Origin of the sequence: Streptococcus mitis, from assembly GCF_946190065.1 — a bacterium.
Lineage (GTDB): Bacteria > Bacillota > Bacilli > Lactobacillales > Streptococcaceae > Streptococcus > Streptococcus mitis_DE.
Genome location: NZ_CAMHZD010000021.1, coordinates 1 through 19,576, shown reverse-complemented (window position 1 = coordinate 19,576; position 19,576 = coordinate 1). Strand labels below are relative to the sequence as shown.

The following is a 19,576-nucleotide window of genomic DNA, read 5'->3' as shown; positions in this document are numbered from 1 at the left end:
AGACGAAATACAAGATAATTCCTGCTATGACGTCCGCTATAATAGTAAGAGCGAGCTCTATGATAAGGCTCATTAGTTTCACCTCCTCTCACGAACCGTAAGGAACGTAATCGGTAACCGATGACAAAAATAGTATATCACATTAAATTTGGATCATCAACAATGCTTAATGCTTGAACTATTGGAGTGCGGTTCACTTCAATGATGTTTTTTGTGAGTCTTTTAAAGAGATTAACCGTTACTTGTTTCGGTTCTTTGTCCACGACTTGAAAAGCTCAGATAGTACTTAGATAAACAACTAGAAATACTCTGAGCACGGTTTATAACATATGTAACTTAAATTGACAGAGATTAGACGACAATGTGACAATTCGCCTCTAATTATTGACCTTTCAGGAAAAATAGCAGTAAAAACTGCACAGCCTTCTTTAAATGTGCTATAATACAGGAAAAATAATAATGGAGGTCACGATAATGGCAACATTTTTGATGATTTTTGTGGTGGTTTGTGTGCTTCTATTGGTGATAGTCACACTGAGTACAGTTTATGTGGTTCGTCAGCAGTCGGTGGCGATTATTGAACGCTTTGGGAAATACCAAAAGGTTGCTAATAGCGGTATTCATATTCGATTGCCTTTTGGGATTGACTCGATTGCAGCACGGATTCAGTTGCGCTTGTTGCAAAGCGATATTGTGGTTGAGACTAAGACCAAGGACAATGTGTTCGTTATGATGAATGTAGCGACTCAGTACCGTGTCAACGAGCAGAGCGTGACAGATGCCTACTATAAACTCATGCGTCCAGAATCTCAGATTAAATCTTATATCGAAGATGCTCTTCGCTCTTCTGTTCCCAAATTAACCTTGGATGAATTGTTTGAGAAAAAAGATGAGATTGCCCTTGAAGTTCAACACCAAGTAGCAGAAGAAATGACTACTTACGGCTACATTATCGTGAAAACTTTGATTACCAAGGTCGAACCAGATGCAGAAGTTAAGCAATCCATGAATGAAATCAATGCGGCGCAACGTAAGCGGGTTGCAGCGCAAGAATTGGCGGAAGCCGACAAGATTAAAATCGTCACTGCAGCTGAAGCCGAAGCAGAAAAAGACCGCCTTCATGGTGTGGGGATTGCCCAACAGCGTAAGGCGATTGTGGATGGATTGGCAGAATCTATCACAGAACTCAAGGAAGCAAATGTTGGCATGACAGAAGAACAAATCATGTCCATCCTCTTGACCAACCAGTATTTGGACACCTTGAATACCTTTGCCTCTAAAGGAAACCAAACTATCTTTTTACCAAATACGCCAAATGGTGTAGATGATATCCGTACACAAATCTTGTCAGCCCTCCGTGCTGAGAAGAAATAATAGACTAAAGAGCTTGGCAACAGGCTCTTTTTGTATTGCATTTGTTAAGAAAAGCAAAGAACATTGATATACATTTATACTCAATGAAAATCAAAGAGCAAACTAGGAAGCTAGCCGCAGGCTGTACTTGAGTACGGTAAGGCGACGCTGACGTGGTTTGAATTTGATTTTCGAAGAGTATTAAATAAAAATTATTGTATGTTGTTGCCCTTAATTTGGAATGATAAGGGAATAACTAGAAAGATTTGTGAATACAAACTATTTCTGATATACTAAATATACAGTAATAATGAATGATAGGATATGGGATGAAAGAATTTTAATTTGAGAGAAAGCAGCGTTTTTCTTTGAGAAAATATACAATAGGAGCTTGCTCGGTCTTGCTAGGAACGAGTTTATTTTTTGCAGGTATGGGGGCTCAACCCGTACAGGCTGCAGAAACGACTTCAACACTAATTTCAAGTCATTACTTGGATGAGCAGGATTTACCTGAAAAGCTGAAATCTGAGTTGCAATGGTTTGAAGAAAATAAGATTGAGGTAAAAGAGGGAAAAGAATACTATTTTGTCTATCGAAAATTGGCTACAAGATTACCAGAAACAGGTCTGTTTTCTAATGATGAGATGTTTATCTTGGGAGCAGGATTATTATTGCTTTCCTTCACTTTAATCAAGAGAAAAAAGGGAGCGTCTTACTTCCTTGTGAGCGTCTTTGCTGTTGGTGGTTGGGTAGCATCCATCTCTGCTTTAGAAAATCTGGTAGAATTGCAACCAGCCCTTGTTAAGAGAGTAGAAGGTCAGTTTTTACCAAGTCCTGAAAGAGTTCAAGGATATGAATTTACGGGATATTATTTGGTAAGAGATAGTGCTAGCAAGGAACTTTCTGTTGATAAGGTAGAGTCGCCAGCATTATCTCAAAAGGAGGAAAGTTCAGAACCTCAATCTAAGAAGATTGTACCACAGACTACATCTCATTTTAGCTCGACTGAAGATCTTGTGCAATCTCCTCAACCATCTTACTCAGTTGAGCCTGTTTTAAATCCAACTCCTGAAAAAAGTATGAGTATTGAGTCTAAAAAAGTACCAGATGAAGGAATGAAAACTGTTACTGAAGACAAGCCAGAACTGGAAGTTAGGGTAGGGGAGATAGAGTTTGAAATTCAATTGCAGTCTGACCCAACTCTGGCTAAGGGAGAAAAAAGAATTTCTATAGAAGGTGCCAAGGGACAAGAACGAATCTTAACAGAAGTAAGGATTATTGATGGTGTGGTTACGCGAAATGAAATAGGAAGAGAGGTGCTTCGTGAACCAGTTACTCAGGTGATTCTGGTCGGGACAAAAGAGAAGGAACCTCAAGAAAATGGAATAAGTCTAGCCCCGGAAGTCCAACCAATTCTCCCCTCTTATGAAGGCGGTGTTTCCGGCGAGTCATTGGTAGAACCAATTCTCCCCTCTTATGAAGGCGGTGTTTCCGGCGAGTCATTGGTAGAACCAATGCTTCCATCTTATGAAGGTGGTGTTTCCGGCGAATCCTTGGTGGAGCCGTCCCTTCCATCTTATGAAGGCGATGTTTCCGGTGAGCCTTCGGTAGAGTCGTCTCTTCCGTCTTATGAAGGCGGTGTTTCCGGTGAGTCCTTGGTAGAACCAATGCTTCCGTCTTATGAAGGCGGTGTTTCCGGCGATCCTTTGGTAGAACCTTCTCTTCCGTCATATGAAGGTGGCGTTTCCGGTGAGCCTGAGATACAGGAGGATCTCCCAGAGTATAAAGAAGACACTCAACTTCCTCAGACCAAAGTAGAGACCAAAGTCGTTCCTTATGAAACCGTTTATGAAAAGAATGAGGAACTAGATCACGGCGTTACAAGAGTAAAAATTCCGGGTGTTGAGGGACAAGAACAAGTTACTACTACTTATACTAAAGATCAAGCAAGTGGAAATATTTCTGAGAATAAAACTGTCAAAATAGTAGTTAACAAAGTTGATCAAGTTGTAGAAGTTGGAACTAAACCGAGTGTTGAAACTACTGTCCTATCTCATAAAACGATTTACCAAGTGAATCCTGCTTTGGAGTTCAGACAAGAGAAAGTAGCGGTTGCAGGGCGTGATGGTTCGGTGGAAACTAGGACGACTTATCAACTAGACAAGGCAACAGGTCAGGTGACGGTATCTGACACTACTAGACAAGTAAATCCAGCAGTCGATAAAGTGATTCAAGTTGGTAATGTGGAAAAAGTAATACAACCGATTGCTGTTACTGAGGAGCGAAGAGAGGATTCTTCACTTGCTAAAAATATAGAAAAGGTAGCATCTGAAGGAGAAGTTGGTGAGAATACACTTACCAGAACCTACGCTATCAATGAACAAACTGGTGAATTGGTTAATCCTCAAGAAGTGAGTCAAATAACAAAACCAATGAAACCGAGAGTTATTTTAGTTGGTAGTCAGGAGGATAAACCACACTTACTTCCAGCCAATAGTGAGAGAGAAGATGCTGTGGATGTGTCTGCTCTTACCACAAGCGCGAGATCAGTAGATTTCTTACATGACAGTAAATTAAAAGCACAGTTAGAGCCTGTCTATGATCCTCGAGATATTATAACAAAGAGAATTGCGCTCAGAAAAACACGCCCAAATATCACTGACCAAGAAGTCAAAGATATATTGCGTACAGAGTATCTTCAAAAACTATCAATTCAAGAAAGCTTTGATCAGACGAAGACGCAAGCTGAGTCAAGTTTCAAAAAGATTGCCTCGCATACATTGGGAATTATAGGAGATACCCCTGAAAATCGTAGCAAGGTCAAACAAGAGCTTGAGCAATACAAAGAGCAGATTTTGTTGGGACTGTCTTATATCAATCGCTTTTATAATATTCAATTTGGGGACACGAATATTCGTGATATTCTGGCCTTTAATCCAAGTTCATTTGGTAATAAGACAATGACCGCCTTGGATAGTTTGAAAAAATTAGGATCCATGTCTTATGAAGAGATGAAATTGACCAATAGTCCTCAAACATTTACAAAATACTTATCTACTATTACAGGTAAGGCTAGCTTGAAGGAATTTTTAGACAGCAATCGCCAACTCTTTACGTCAGATGATGCGGATACCTGGCTTAAAAAATCTAGCCAAGCTATGATTGTTGAAAAATCATCTAAGGAAAATCCTTCAGCGTATGTCGGGCTGTATAGCAAGTTGACAGCTGGAGAAAAGGATCCTCGTAAACAAGAGGCTAATATGGCTGCTATTTTGGGACTTTTAAATGTGAAAGAACCAAATGTTTACGTGATTAGTAATATGGCGACAATTACCTATGGTAATATTGGTTCCTATATAGATACTTCTCTTGCCCAGTCTAATCCAACTAAGTATCAGGCTGAGCTTGCTAGAGTCAAGTCTTTAATTGAGAAAGCGGCTGTACAACAAGCCAACTATGTTGATACTCTTTATCGTATAACAAAACCCGAAAATCGTGATAAGTTACTGACAAATCGCTTGATTATTGATACGATGAAGAAATATACAAGCAATCCAAATGCCCAGATTGATAGTACTTGGTCACCAGCTACTGGTAATGGAGCTGATAAGGGAGTTGACCAATTTATGACTCCTATGAATTACTATTCTCCAGTAAGTAAGGTGGGAGCTGAGGCTAATGGATTAGGTGTCCGTTACTTTATAGATAGGGTTCTGGATGATAGAGGTTCAGCTACTTATTCTCATGAAATGACGCACTTACTAGATAGAACGGTCTTGTTTAATAATCACGGTCGTCGAGATGGTACAGGAGCAGAGTTTTATGCCCGTGGTATTTTTGAAAACTCCTATAATCCAGAAAAGGATACTTATTTCAATCTCAACTTTGTATATGATGAGAGTGATAAGAATGGATTTTACAATAGAACACCTGATCGATTTAAAACGGCAGAAGATTTGCAATCTTATATGAAGGGAAGTTTTGATGTCCTTTATACTCTAGATTATCTAGAAGCAGAGGCAAGTAAAGGCTTATCTGCAGAAGACAAGATGAGTTATTTCAAAAAAATAACGCCAATCACTTCAACAGGTCCTAGAACTTGGGTAGATTACCGTAATACAGCAGTTAAACCGACTCATAAGAGTGAGGAGATTCAAGCTCTGACCTTAGAAGATGCCAAAAAATTGACAGATATTGATAGTTTGATTGACAATCATATCCTGGTCAATCGTTATATCATTGCTGGTTTTTCAGATAAAGGTAAAATTGCAGCAAATGGTTATTATACTGTTGATATGTTTGACACCATTTATGGTGTTAGTCAAAATGACTCTGGTATGAGTGGGGACATCACCTTTAGAAAACAAGCCTTTGAATTGATGGCTGCTTTGGGCTATTATGAAGGATTTGTTCCTTATGTTTCAAATCAATACAAACAAGTAGCAGAGTCTGAGAACAAGCCTTTATCTGATACTTACATTTTCAATAAAATTTTGAATGGTAAGAGCTATGCTGAGTTCAAAAAAGCACAGATCAAGGAAAGAGTAGCTAAGATTAATCAATTGAAACCTTTGACAATCCAATATGAAGGTCAGGAAATAAGTCTGACAAGTCAGAAGTTAAGTGAATTGATGCAGAAAGCTGTCCAAGAGGAGTTGAAACAGATAAAAGCAGGAAATACAACGGCTAAAAAGTTTGAGTTTATTGAAACTCCAGTGCAAAAACTGAAACAAGCGATTTATAAAGCTTATCTTAAAGATTCAGATGACTTTAGACAGTCGATTTACAATAGCTAAGACAAAAGGGACATCTCTCTGGAATGAACATTCAGAGAGGTGTTTTTTGCGTTATTGTAAGATTTGACCTTATACTCAATGAAAATCGAAGAGCAAACTAGGAAATTAGCTACAGGTTGCTCAAAACACCGTTTTGAGGTAGTAGATAAGACTGACGAAGTCATTTACATATATCTACGGCAAGGCGACGTTGACGTGGTTTGAAGAGATTTTAGAAGAGTATTGTTTCTTGAAAATTACAGTTTGCTTGAATATGGAATGATTTTCAGACTCCTCCACAAATTATAGAATCTTTTCTGAGGATTTAGGGAGTGATGGAGGAAGTCTTGAAAGCGCTTTTGTTTTGTGCTATAGTCAAGTAAAACGAGTCGTTTAAAGAGGAATGCTTGTATGAGAAGAGAAGAAGTTTTACGAAATCACTGGTTTTTTAGCCAGGAGATGGGTAAAGAAGAGGCCTTGGCGCCGGATTTTCAGAGGGGAAATTGGCAGGCTATTCAAGTGCCACACGACTGGAGTATTTATAATGATTTTGACCAGTATTCGCCAGCGCAAAATGAGGGCGGTCAGTTAAACGGGGGTCAGGCTTGGTACCGGACGCAGTTTTACTTGGAAGAAGATGCCAGTCTAGTATCAGTGCGTTTGCTCTTTGACGGGGTTTATATGAACTCCCAAGTCTATATCAACGGGCAAGTGCTGGGCTATTATCCCAATGGCTATACACCCTTTTCTTATGATATCACACCTTATCTAAGAAATGATGGGACGGCCAACCAGCTTGCGGTTTTTGTGGAAAATCAGCAACCTAGCAGCCGTTGGTACTCTGGTAGTGGTATTTACCGAGAAGTAAAATTGTTGATTACAGATTTGGTGCATCTGGATTTATATGGGATTAAGATAGTAAGTCCCAAGCTCAAGGAACAAAGAGATGGATGGGCTGAAACTCAGCTTGAAAGTAAGGTTTCAAATGATGGACCTCAGTCTGTGTCGGTGTATTTGGAACAGAGTATCTGGTATGAAGGGCAGCAACTGTCAGACTGGCAGGCGACAGACTCTCTAGTGATTGAAGCTGGGGACAAACATCATTTTCAACAAGCAATATCAATTTTCCAACCTTTGCTTTGGGATATTGACCATCCCCACCTTTACCAATTGAAGACTCGTCTCTACAAAAATGGCTTTTTGGTTGATGAAGTAGAGGAGAACTTTGGTTACCGCTATATGGATTGGCAAGCGGATAAGGGCTTCTTTCTAAATGGTCGCTGGTTGAAGATTCATGGGGTTTGTCTGCACCATGACTATGGAGCGCTGGGAGCTGTGGAAAACAGGTCAGCTGCTGAGAGACGCTTGCGTCAGATGCAGGAAATGGGCGTCAATGCGATTCGAATTACTCATAATCCAGCTAGTAGTATCTTGCTAGATGTGGCCGCTAAAATGGGCCTACTCATCCAAGAAGAAGCCTTTGATACCTGGTATGGAGGCAAGAAAGAATATGATTATGGTCGCTTTTTTGAGGAAGAAGCGACTCATCCAGAAGCGAAAGCAGGCGATTTCTGGTCAGATTACGATTTGCGTACCATGATTGAGCGTGGTAAGAACAATCCGGCAATCTTTATGTGGTCCTTAGGAAATGAAGTCAGCGAAGCAAATGGCGATGCTCATTCATTGAAGACGATCAAACGCTTGCTAGAAAGGGTTAAGGAGGTTGATGATAGCCGTTTTGTGACTATGGGAATGGACCAATTCCGCTTCGGAGATGGTTCTGGAGGTCATGAAAAGATTGCTGATTTGCTGGATGTGGTGGGTTTGAATTACTCGGAAGACAATATTGACGGGATTCGCAAAAGACATCCCAAGTGGCGACTTTATGGATCTGAAACCTCATCCGCTACAAGGACGCGTGATAGCTATTTTCGCCCTGATAAGGAATGGATTGGGGATAATCGCCGCGTGAGGAATTTTGAACAGTCAGACTATGGCAATGATCGGGTTCCTTGGGGGAAGACAGCGACGGCTTCTTGGATAGCAGATAGAAATCGGCTAGACTATGCAGGTCAGTTTATCTGGACAGGAGTGGACTATATCGGTGAGCCGACTCCTTGGCACAATCAAAATGACACACCTGTCAAGAGCTCCTATTTTGGGATTGTGGACACAGCAGGGATTCCTAAAAATGACTATTATCTCTATCAAAGTCAGTGGTTGGACCTAGATCAGCATCCCATGGTTCATATCCTGCCCCATTGGAATTGGGAAATCCACAAGAGTTATCAACAAGTTGTGGATAAGTATGGGGATATCCCTGTTCGAGTGTATTCAAATGCTGGTTCAGTAGAGCTATTTCTCAATGGAAAATCCCAAGGTCTGAAGACCTTTCAGGAAAAATGGACTTCAGACGGTCGAAAATACCAAGAGGGAGAAAGTTCTGACCAACTCTATCTCGAATGGCATTTAGCTTATCAACCAGGAGAATTATATGCTGTAGCCTATGACCGCCAAGGTCAGCTTGTGGCAGAAGATAGGGTGGTGACTGCAGGTGAGCCAGCCAAAATTGGGCTGCATGCCGAGAAAACACAACTGGAGTCAGATGGGCAAGACCTCCTTTATATCTATTTTGATGTATTGGACAAGGATGGAAATTGGGTGCCGAGCGCTTCCAATCAGCTTCATTTTGAAATTGAAGGCCCTGCTCGTATTGTAGGTGTGGATAATGGTAGGCAGGCCAGTCGTGAACGTTATCAGGCTCAGAAAAATGGTCGTTTTAAGCGGAAAGCCTTTCATGGCAGAGGTGTCCTCTTAGTTCAGAGCTTGGAGCAGGCAGGTCTAGTCAGAGTAAAGGCTAGTGCCAGAGGATTAGAGCCAGCAAGTTTTGATTTCTTAGTGGGAGATGCTTTGGATTGCCAACCAGTAAAAAATAAGCGCTTGTTTGAGATTCGAGTGGACAAGCAGACAGGGTTACAAGAAGGGGATTCCCCAGCTATTGGACTTTATCCACAAACTGTGGATAACCCTGTGAACAAGGTGGGGAATAGTGAAGTGATTTGGGAGACGAGTGGTAGTGCCCACGCCATTATCAAGCAGGGAGTGCTTCATTGCTTGTCTGCAGGCGACTTGGCTATCCTCGCCAATTATCAAGGGAAAACCTATCAAACTCATTTGCAGGTGGCAGAAAATACCTTACTAGGGCAGGCAGTTTCTGTAAGACCACTTCGCTTGTATACAGCTAAGGGAACTTATCCACAGCTACCATCTTCAGTTTTGGTAGACTATGAGTCTGGCAGAGTAAAGAGAGTCAAGGTTGTTTGGGAGGAGATTCCTGAAGAAGCTTTGGCAAGATTTCATGAATTTACGGTATCTGGTCAGATAGAAGGTCTGGATTTAAAGGCTTCTGCCCAGGTTTGTGTTCAAGGGATTTGCGCTATTGAGCCTGAGAGGGTTTGGACGCTTGTCAAGGAACCCCCACACTTACCAGACCGAGTCAAGCTAGTCTTATCAGATGGCAGACGAGATACGGCCAAGGTGACTTGGGACGAGCTTGATTCTCAAATCTATGCTCAGGTAGAAGAATGTGTGCTCACAGGACAAGTAGCGAGCTGTGAGTTGCCGGCAACAGTTACCATCCATGTGACAGATGCCAGTGTAGATGGGGAAGTTATTTCTAATCAGTGGACAGGATCCAACCTGCCTCTGGTCTTTGCTTCTCATTCAGAACCGAATCACCCAGCCTCTTACCTCAATGACAAGGTCATTTCTCGGAAGAAATCGACAGCCAATACTTGGATTGCCAAGTCAGAGCAAGCCAGCGTGGGCATAATTTTTGGAGATGCAGGGATTTTAAAACCGCGATTCGTGGATAACGTGACCTTGTATTATGTTGAGAATCAAGAATACGTGGCGATGGAGCCTACTTTTATTGATTATTATGTAGGGAATGAGCCTAGCTTACCTCGAACTCCCAACCATTTGGATAAGGATTCCCTGCTCAAGCAAGAGGAGAATTGGCGCCCTGTATCAGCTATCCGAAAAGTTTCAAGCGACAAGGATGAAGAGCTTCGTTTTGAATTTGATAAGGTAGAGACTTATGCCCTTCGTCTTGGATTTGAAAACTTGACAAGCCCTCTAGCGTTAACAGAGTTGCAAGTACATGCCAAAAAAGTTAAGAAAAATGTAGATAGGAAATAGTATGGTAAGAGAAATAAAACCGCATGGGCCCTTGCCTAGTCAGGCCCAGCTAGCTTATTTAGAGGATGAACTAGCAGCCTTTATCCATTTTGGACCCAATACTTTTTATGATCAGGAATGGGGGACGGGTCAGGAGGATCCTGAACGCTTTAACCCGACAAGGTTAGATGCGCGTGAGTGGGTTCGCGTGCTCAAGGAAACGGGCTTTAAAAAGTTGATTTTGGTGGTCAAGCACCACGACGGCTTTGTCCTCTATCCGACAGCTCATACAGATTATTCGGTCAAGAGCAGTCCTTGGAGGAATGGAGAGGGGGACTTACTCCTTGAAGTATCCCAAGCTGCCACAGAGTTTGATATGGATATGGGGGTCTACCTATCGCCGTGGGACGCCCACAGTCCCCTCTATCATGTGGACCGAGAAGCGGACTATAATTCCTATTATCTGGCTCAGCTGAAGGAGATTTTATCAAATCCTGCCTATGGAAATGGAGGGAAATTTGCTGAGGTCTGGATGGATGGTGCCAGAGGAGAGGGCGCTCAAAAGGTCAATTATGAATTTGAAAAATGGTTTGAAACCATTCGTGACCTGCAGGGAGATTGCTTAATTTTTTCAACAGAAGGCACCAGTATCCGCTGGATTGGCAATGAACGAGGGTATGCAGGTGATCCACTGTGGCAAAAGGTGAATCCTGATAAACTAGGAACAGAAGCAGAGCTGGACTATCTTCAGCACGGAGATCCCTCGGGTACGATTTTTTCAATTGGAGAGGCAGATGTCTCTATTCGGCCGGGTTGGTTTTACCATGAAGGGCAGGATCCTAAGTCTCTTGAGGAGTTGGTCGAAATCTATTTTCACTCAGTGGGGAGAGGAACCCCGCTCCTACTTAATATTCCGCCGAATCAAGCTGGGCTATTTGATGCAAAGGATATTGAACGCCTCTATGAATTTGCGACCTATCGCAATGAGCTCTATAAAGAAGATTTGGCTCTGGGAGCTAAGGTATCTGGTCCTGCTCTTTCCGCAGACTTTGCCTGTCACCATTTGACAGATGGCCTTAAGACCAGCTCTTGGGCAAGCGATGCAGGCTTGCCAATCCAGTTAGAACTCGACTTAGGATCACCTAAAACTTTTGATGTGATTGAGTTAAGAGAAGATTTGAAGCTAGGGCAACGAATCGCTGCTTTTCATGTGCAAGTAGAGGTGGATGGCGTCTGGCAAGAATTTGGTAAGGGCTTTACAGTTGGTTATAAGCGTCTCTTGCGAGGTTCGCTAGTAGAGGCACAGAAGGTGCGCGTGATGATTACCGAGGTACAATCTATGCCTGTATTGACCAAGATTTCACTCTATAAGACTCCGAGGTTATCACAAACAGTAGCTGTTCAGGGGTTAGCTTTTGCAGAAAAAAGTCTAGCTGTGACAAAGGGAGAGACTCTTCATTTTAGGATTGAACGTAGCGAAAGTAATACTCCTTTGGAGGCTAAGATTTCGATTCAACCAGGGACAGGTGTCCATGGTGTCGCCTATCAGGACGAGATTCAAATCCTTCAATTCCAAGCAGGGGAATGCAAAAAAGATTTGCATCTACCAACCCTGTATTTTGCTGCTGATAAGACCTTGGATTTCTATCTCAATTTGACTGTTGATGGACAGTTGATTGATCAAGCTCATATTTTAGTTGAAACGAGATAAAATATCTTCACAATTCATTTCCTTTCCGAATAAATAGATAGTAGCGGTGAATCTAGTAAAGCTAGATTTAAAACTGTGGTATAATAAAAGGAGGAAAAGGATGATTCTAAGACATCCGGGCATCAGCCCGACCAATGATTTGGTTGCTAAGAAAATCTTTAGCAATCCAGAAATCACTTGTCAATTTATTCGTGATATGCTGGACTTGCCAGCCAAAAATGTGACCATTTTGGAGGGAAGTAATATTCATGTCTTGCCTTCCCTGCCGTACTCGGCGCAGGATTTCTATACCAGTATAGACGTCTTAGCGGAGTTGGATAACGGGACTCAGGTCATTATTGAGATTCAAGTGCATCATCAGAATTTTTTCATCAATCGCCTGTGGGCTTATTTGTGCAGTCAGGTCAATCAAAATATAGAAAAAATTCGCCAGCAAGAGGGCAATACTCACCAGAGCTACAAACATATTGCTCCAGTATACGCAATCGCTATTGTGGACAGTAATTATTTCTCAGATGATTTGGCTTTTCATAGCTTTAGTATGCGAGAGGACACGACAGGTGAAGTCTTAACCATCACAAACAATGGACAGGAAAACCATCTAGTCAAGATGGCATTCTTGGAACTAAAAAAATACAGAGAAACCAGCAAAGACGAGGTTCGTAAACCGTGGTTGGAGTTTTTTGGGAATAAACCCTTTACCCAGCAACCTGAGCGAGCCATCAGCCAAGCAGATCAACTGCTGGACTACAAGAGCTGGTCCGAGGAGGACAGGAAGATGTTTAGTCAACTACGTATGCGAGAAGAACAAGCATTATTGGCTCATGACTATGCCTTGGAAACTGCTAGGACAGAGGGGATTGAAGAGGGATTGAAAGTAGGTTTACTAAATCTAGTCCGCCAAGGTCTTCTGACACCTGAAGTTGCCAGCCAGCAGTTGGGTATGACCGTCAAGGAGTTTGAGGCGTTGTTGTAAGTAGAAAGTGATGACATGTTACCGAAATGAGGTAGCATGTTTTATTTTGGGTTCACATGTTTTACGAATAATTTTTTCTTATGTAGCGTAAAAATAATTTGTTTGACCCTTCAAACTTATTTATTTCTCCACTAACCCTATATGAATGCGCTATCTTTATGAATGAAATTAAAATAAAAGCAAATTCGTTATAAAAACATGTAAATTATTTATTCATAAAAACGAGAAAACATACCGATTTGATTTATCTGAAAATTCCTTACTTTCCCAGAATGTTTTTTTGGCGAAAATTTCAACTCAAATCATTTGCATATATATTGAAAATAAGATAAAATGTAAATTGTAGATTTCTGTATGCAGGTGTCATGTGGAAATCAAATCAATTAACCTTATAAAAGGAGAAAAGAAAATAATGGAAAACAAACCATCTATGAGTCGTGTTGAACGTCTGCACCGTGAAAAGGTCACACGTTACTCGATCCGTAAATATAGTTTTGGAGCGGCTAGTGTAGCGGTCGCTGCTCTTTTCATGTTCCTAGGGAATGGAGCTGTATCAGCTGATATGACTGCTGTTCAACCGCAAGATGAAGCAGGGCTTAAAGTTAAACCAACTGATGAAAATACTGGCTCAGATAAGGTTCAGGAGGATACTACAAAACAAGTGGACAATACAGTTGTAGCGGAAGCTCCTGCTAAATCAGAAGAACCTGCAACTCCAGCTTTAGATAAAACTAAACTAGCAAACTACATTTCAGAAATCGAAGCAAAACTTGCTAACGGTACATACGAAAACAAAACTGAAGAAAGTGTTGCAGTATTAAAAGCTGAACTAGAATCTGCAAAAGCTACATTAACAAACGCAACAACTCAAGATGAAATCACAAAAGCTTACAATAAACTTGTAACTACAGCTAACACTAAATTAAAAAATAAACCTGTAGAGAAAAAAGAAACTCCAGCAGTAGACACTACTAACGGAAAAGAAACTGTAGGTAAAACAGCAGAAAATACTGAGAAAAAATCAGAATCTAACTCAATCGAAAATACAGGTTCAAACGATCCACGTAACGGAAAAGTGATGGATAAGGATAATGCTTTCCGTACTGAAACGTCAAAAACTGTAGGTGATATTACTTACACTACAGAGTTTTCAAATGATACAACAAAAGAAATCTATGTTTATAACAAAGAAGAGGCTAATGTAGAATTTAAAATCAACTCAGCAACAAATAAAGTAACATCGGTTGAAACAACAAAAGGATCAAGTCAACCTTTTACAAAAGTAAATGATACAACATTAACAGATGGTTATGGATATTACTTTGAAAAAATCACTACAGAGACAGATACCCCATTAACGGTGAGAATGACTGGTCAACCGAATGATGTTATAATGGGGAATAAAAACTATACGAAGACGGAAGCTCAAAACTTCGCTATGGGTGACCGTTATCTTCGTGTAACAGCAAAAGATGGTTCTACAATGTCTGCTCCTGGAAGTGGTGTAAATGCAGATGGATACTTTAAGATTGTCCTTAAATCTCAAACATACAAATATAGTATCCAAGAACCAGCAGAAAATGGAAATAAAATCGGTGTTACTGATATCGATAATTTAACTGCTACAGATATTCAAAAAATTAAAGATCAAATTAAGATTGAATATTCTAAAACAAGTACAGATGCAAGATTAGAATCTAAAAAAGGACAACTCGTAGACAATCAAAACTCAATAGTGAAAAGTATTGATGTTGATACTACAAGTAAAAAAGTAGTAGTAACATATACTGACGATTCAACAGATGAAACTCCACTTTCAAATATTGCTCGTACAAATGAAAAACCAACGGTAGAAATTGAATACTCAGACCCAGCAGCGGATAAAAAAGAAGTATATGTGTATGCATCAGAAGTTAATACATTTGATATTAAAATCAAAGATGATAGTGGAAAACTTGCAAGTGCAGAGTTAAAAAGAGGAAGTAACCAAGATTTTAAAGACGTAGCAGGAGAAACAAATAAACAAGATACTCAATATGGATTCACTGCAAATAAATTCACGTCTGAAACAACTGCAACAGCAGATAACCCAGCAGTTATCACTTACACTGGTACTCCAGCGCCAGAAGGAGCATTTACAGAAGCTAAATTAAAAGAAGTAACTAAAGGAGAAAACCCACCGGGTATAGCTTTAGGATGGCGTTTTGTAAAAGCTATTGACAATGATGGTGCTGATGCGAGAGGAAACGGTCGTGATGCTACTGATCCAACTGCGGTTAATGTAGTGCTTAAACCACAAACTTTAAAATATGATATTAAAGAAGTCGCACAAGCTGATAAGCTACCAGTAGCAGATGCTTCAAATGTAACAGAAGCAGAATTTAATGAAATTAAAAAAAGAGTAGAAATTCAATACTCTAAAACAAATCCAGATAAGAGATTAGAATCTAAACGTGGTGAAGTATTAACTAATAGAGATGAAAGAGTCGATACAATTACAAGAGATGGTAATAATCTAGTAGTAACGTATAAAGATGGCTCTACAGATACAAAACCATTAACAGATTTTGCCCGTACGAACGTTGCTCCAACGGTATCAATTCCGTATTCAGATCCCGCTCCAAATAAAAAAGAAGTTTATTTATATACTGGAGAAGAAGCTGATGTTGATATTACATTTAACGATGATTCTGGGAAAATTAAATCAGCGGCCCTTAAAAAAGGTGGAAATATTGCGTTAAATAACGTTGATGGAAATCCAGATTTACAAGATAATGAATGGGGATTCAAAGTAACAGCGATTAATTCTGAAACTGCTACACCAGCAAAAATTAAAATAACAGGACAAGTTTCTGGGATTGCACAGGATAGACTTCCAAAAACAGAAAACGACTCTTTAGAGCTTGTAACTCGTTTTGCAACAGCAACAGATACAGATGGTGCAGAGATTTCAAATAATGCAGTAAAAAATAAAAATAATGGAGAAATTGTTGGTACATATTTAACTGACCCAGGAGCTGTAACATTCGTATTAAAAGCACAAGCTAAGAAATATGACATCGTTACACCAACAGAAGAAGATAAAGTAGCAGTAGCTGATCCAACAGCTGTGACTGATGAAGAATTTGCTAAAATTAAAGCAAAATTAGAATATTCTAGAACGAATGAAGACAAAAACCTAGAATCTAAACGTGGTGAGGCAGTAGATAATACTGATAACAAAGTTGCTACAATCACTAAAGAAGGTAATAACATTGTTGCAACATATAAAGATGGTTCTAAAGATGTAAGACCATTAACAGACTTCACTAAATTAGATAAACAACCTGCGATTGATGCAGTAAACACAGCAGCAAATGAGAAAATTGCAGCAATTAACGCTACTCCAAACGCTACTGATGAAGAAAAAGCAGCAGCAGTTGCTAAAGTAAATGCTGATAAAGAAAAAGCATTAACAGCAATTAATGATGCTACTACAAAAACAGCTCTTGATACGGCTAAAAACGCAGGAACAAGTGCAATTGCAGCAGATAACCCAGTAGTTGCTAAGAAAGCAGCAGCAAAAGCAGATGTAGAAGCAGCTCGTAAAGCTAAAGAAGACGCTATTAAAGCAAATCCAAATCTGACACAAGCAGAAAAAGACGCAGCAATTGCGAAAAATAATACGGCAGCAGCAGAAGCAACTAAAGCTATTGACGCTGCAACAACAAACGATGCAGTAGATACAGCAAAAACTGCAGGAACTACAGAAATTGGTAAAGTTAATCCAGTAGCAAAAGAAAATGCTAAAGAAGCTATTGGCAATGCATTAACAGCTAAAAATCAAGAAATTGATAACCGTACAGATTTGTCAGATGCTGAGAAAAAAGCTGCTAAAGATGAAGCTCAAAAATTAGCAGATGCTGAATTAGCTAAGATTAACGCTCAACCTGATAATGCAGAGACACCAGAAAAAGCGACAGAAGCTCAAACAGCGGTAGATGCAGCAAAAGATAAAGGTGTAGCAGATGTTAAAGCTGTAAATCCAGTAGCTAAAGAAGAAGCTAAGAAAGCAATTGCGAAAGAATTAGAAGATAAAAATTCTGAAATTGATAAACGTACAGACTTAACTGATGAAGAAAAAACAGCAGCAAAAGCTGAAGCTAAGAAACTAGCAGATGCTGAATTAGCAAAAATTAATGCTCAACCTGATAATGCTGATACACCAGAAAAAGCAGCAGAAGCTCAAAAAGCAGTAGATGCAGCTAAAGATAAGGGTGTAGCAGATGTTAAAGCTGTGAATCCAGAAGCAGATAAGAAAACAGAAGCTAAACAAGCAATCGATGATGCATTAGCAACTAAAAACAAAGAAATCGATGCTCGTACGGATTTAACTCCAGAAGAAAAAACTAAAGCGAAAGAAATTGCAAAAGCAAAAGCAGATGCAGCTAAAGATGCAGTTGATAAAGCAACAACAGACGCAGAAGTTGATAAAGCTAAAACAGCTGGAACTACAGCAGTTGCAAACGTAACTCCAGTAGCGAAAGAAGCAGCGAAAACAGCAATTGCAGATGCATTAACAGCTAAAAATAAAGAAATTGATGCTCGTACAGACTTAACTGACGAAGAAAAAACAGCAGCTAAGAATGAAGCAAAAGATAAAGCTGACGCTCAATTAGCTGAAATTGCTAAACAACCTGATGCAGCTGATACACCAGAAGCAGCGAAAACAGCACAAGATGCAGTGGATGCAGCTAAGAAAACAGGTGTAGATGAAGTTACAGCCGTAAATCCAGCAGCAGTTAAGAAAACGGAAGCTAAACAAGCAATCGACGATGCGTTAACAGCTAAAAATAATGCTATTGATGCCCGTACCGACTTAACAGATGCAGAGAAAAAAGTAGCTAAAGATAAAGCAGCAGAAGAAGCTAAGAAAGCTAAAGAAGCAATCGATTCAGCTACAACAGATGCAGCAGTAGATACAGCTAAAACATCTGGTTTAGGAGAAGTTGCTAAAGTAAATCCAGTAGCTAAAGAAGCCGCTAAGAAAGCAGTAGCAGACGAGTTAGCTAGAAAAGAAGCAGAAATTGATGCGCGTACAGACTTAACAGATGCAGAGAAAGCAAAAGCTAAGAAAGAAGCGCAAGATAAAGCTAAAGAAGCAACAGATGCAATTAATGCACAACCGGATAACGCAGATACACCAGAAAAAGCGACAGAAGCTCAGAAAGCAGTAGATGCAGCAAAAGATAAAGGTGTAGCAGATGTTAAAGCTGTAAATCCAGTAGCAAAAGAAGAAGCTAAGAAAGCAATCGCAGATGAATTAGCTAAGAAAGAAGCAGAAATCGATGCACGTACTGATTTAACGCAAGAAGAAAAAGACGCAGCTAAGAAAGAAGCACAAGATAAAGCTAAGACAGCAACAGATGCAATTAATGCACAACCAGACAATGCAGATACGCCAGAAAAAGCAGCGGAAGCTCAAAAAGCAGTAGATGCAGCTAAAAAATCAGGTGTAGATGAAGTTAAAGCAGTAAATCCTGAAGCAGTTACTAAACCAGCAGCTAAGAAAGCCATCGAAGATAAATTAGCAAAACAATTGGAAGACATTGCTAACACTCCAGATGCTACAGATGATGAGAAGAAAGTTGCAGCAGATGCAGCTAAAGCTCTAGCAGAAGAAGCTAAGGAAGAAATCGATAAAGCTGGAACAGATGCAGAAGTTAAGCAACTTCAAAAAGAAGCTGAAGGTGAAATTGAAAAATCTGTACCTGTTGTAGAAGATAAGCCAAATGCTCGTAAAGCAATTGATGAAGAAGCAACAGCTAAAAAAGCAGCAATTGACGCTCGCGACGACTTGACTCCTAAAGCTAAAGAAGATCTTAAAGCTCAAGTAGATGCAATCGCAGATCAAGCTAAGAAATCTGTAGATGTAGCTAAAACCGCAGACGCTGTTAATGGAATTGAAGAGTCAGATAAAGCGGCTATTAATGCTGTAGGTGAAGTGAATATTCCGGCTGACAAAGTTCTTGTAAATGATCCAAGTGCTTTAACAGATGATGAAAAAGCTAAGGTCTTAGAAGCTGTTAAGAAAGTAAATCCAGATGCTAAAGAAATCACTCAAGACGCAGATGGAAATGTTACTGTTACAACTCCAGATGGACACAAAGAAATCATCACTCCTGAGCAAGTAGTGAAAACTGCAGATACAGCAAATGATCCAAAAGCAGGTAACGATATCGTTAAACCAGCTGATAAAGTGGTTGTAAATGATCCAGCTAAGTTGACAGATGCTGAGAAGGAGAAGATTAAAGCAGCAGTTGAAGCTGTAAATCCAAACTCAATTGTAGTAGTTGATGACAAAGGAAATGCTAAAGTTTCAACTCCAGATGGTCAAACACAAGTTATTCCTGTAGAAGAATTAGTACGTACTGTTGAAGATACTAAGAAACCAAACGCAGGCAACGACATCGTAAAACCGGCTGACAAGACTGTAGTAGCAAATCCAGATGCTCTCACTCCAGAAGAGAAGAAAGCCATCGAAGACAAAGTTAAAGCAGTGAATCCAGGTGCGACTGTAGTAGTAGACGATAAAGGAAACGC

Annotated in this window: 5 protein-coding genes and 1 pseudogene; all 6 read left to right on the top strand. The window is 40.1% G+C overall.

All coding sequences use genetic code 11. From position 1 onward, the window contains the following. The first annotated feature begins 489 nt into the window (after positions 1–489). Complete coding sequence (locus OCF96_RS08860; protein ID WP_004235732.1) at positions 490–1,374, top strand: SPFH domain-containing protein; 885 nt, start codon at positions 490–492, stop codon at positions 1,372–1,374. Between the two features lie 308 nt (positions 1,375–1,682). Beyond that, positions 1,683–6,149: pseudogene (locus tag OCF96_RS08850) on the top strand (ZmpA/ZmpB/ZmpC family metallo-endopeptidase). Between the two features lie 390 nt (positions 6,150–6,539). Beyond that, complete coding sequence (locus OCF96_RS10220; RefSeq protein ID WP_315899000.1) at positions 6,540–10,328, top strand: glycoside hydrolase family 2 TIM barrel-domain containing protein; 3,789 nt, start codon at positions 6,540–6,542, stop codon at positions 10,326–10,328. A 1-nt stretch (position 10,329) separates the two neighbouring features. Further along, complete coding sequence (locus OCF96_RS08835) at positions 10,330–12,018, top strand: alpha-L-fucosidase (RefSeq protein WP_261028098.1); 1,689 nt, start codon at positions 10,330–10,332, stop codon at positions 12,016–12,018. Positions 12,019–12,118: 100 nt separating this feature from the next. Beyond that, complete coding sequence (locus tag OCF96_RS08830) at positions 12,119–12,994, top strand: Rpn family recombination-promoting nuclease/putative transposase (RefSeq protein WP_261446949.1); 876 nt, start codon at positions 12,119–12,121, stop codon at positions 12,992–12,994. Positions 12,995–13,406: 412 nt separating this feature from the next. Next, the coding region (locus OCF96_RS08825) for a DUF1542 domain-containing protein (RefSeq protein ID WP_261446948.1) at positions 13,407–19,576 on the top strand (6,170 nt) is incomplete at its 3' end.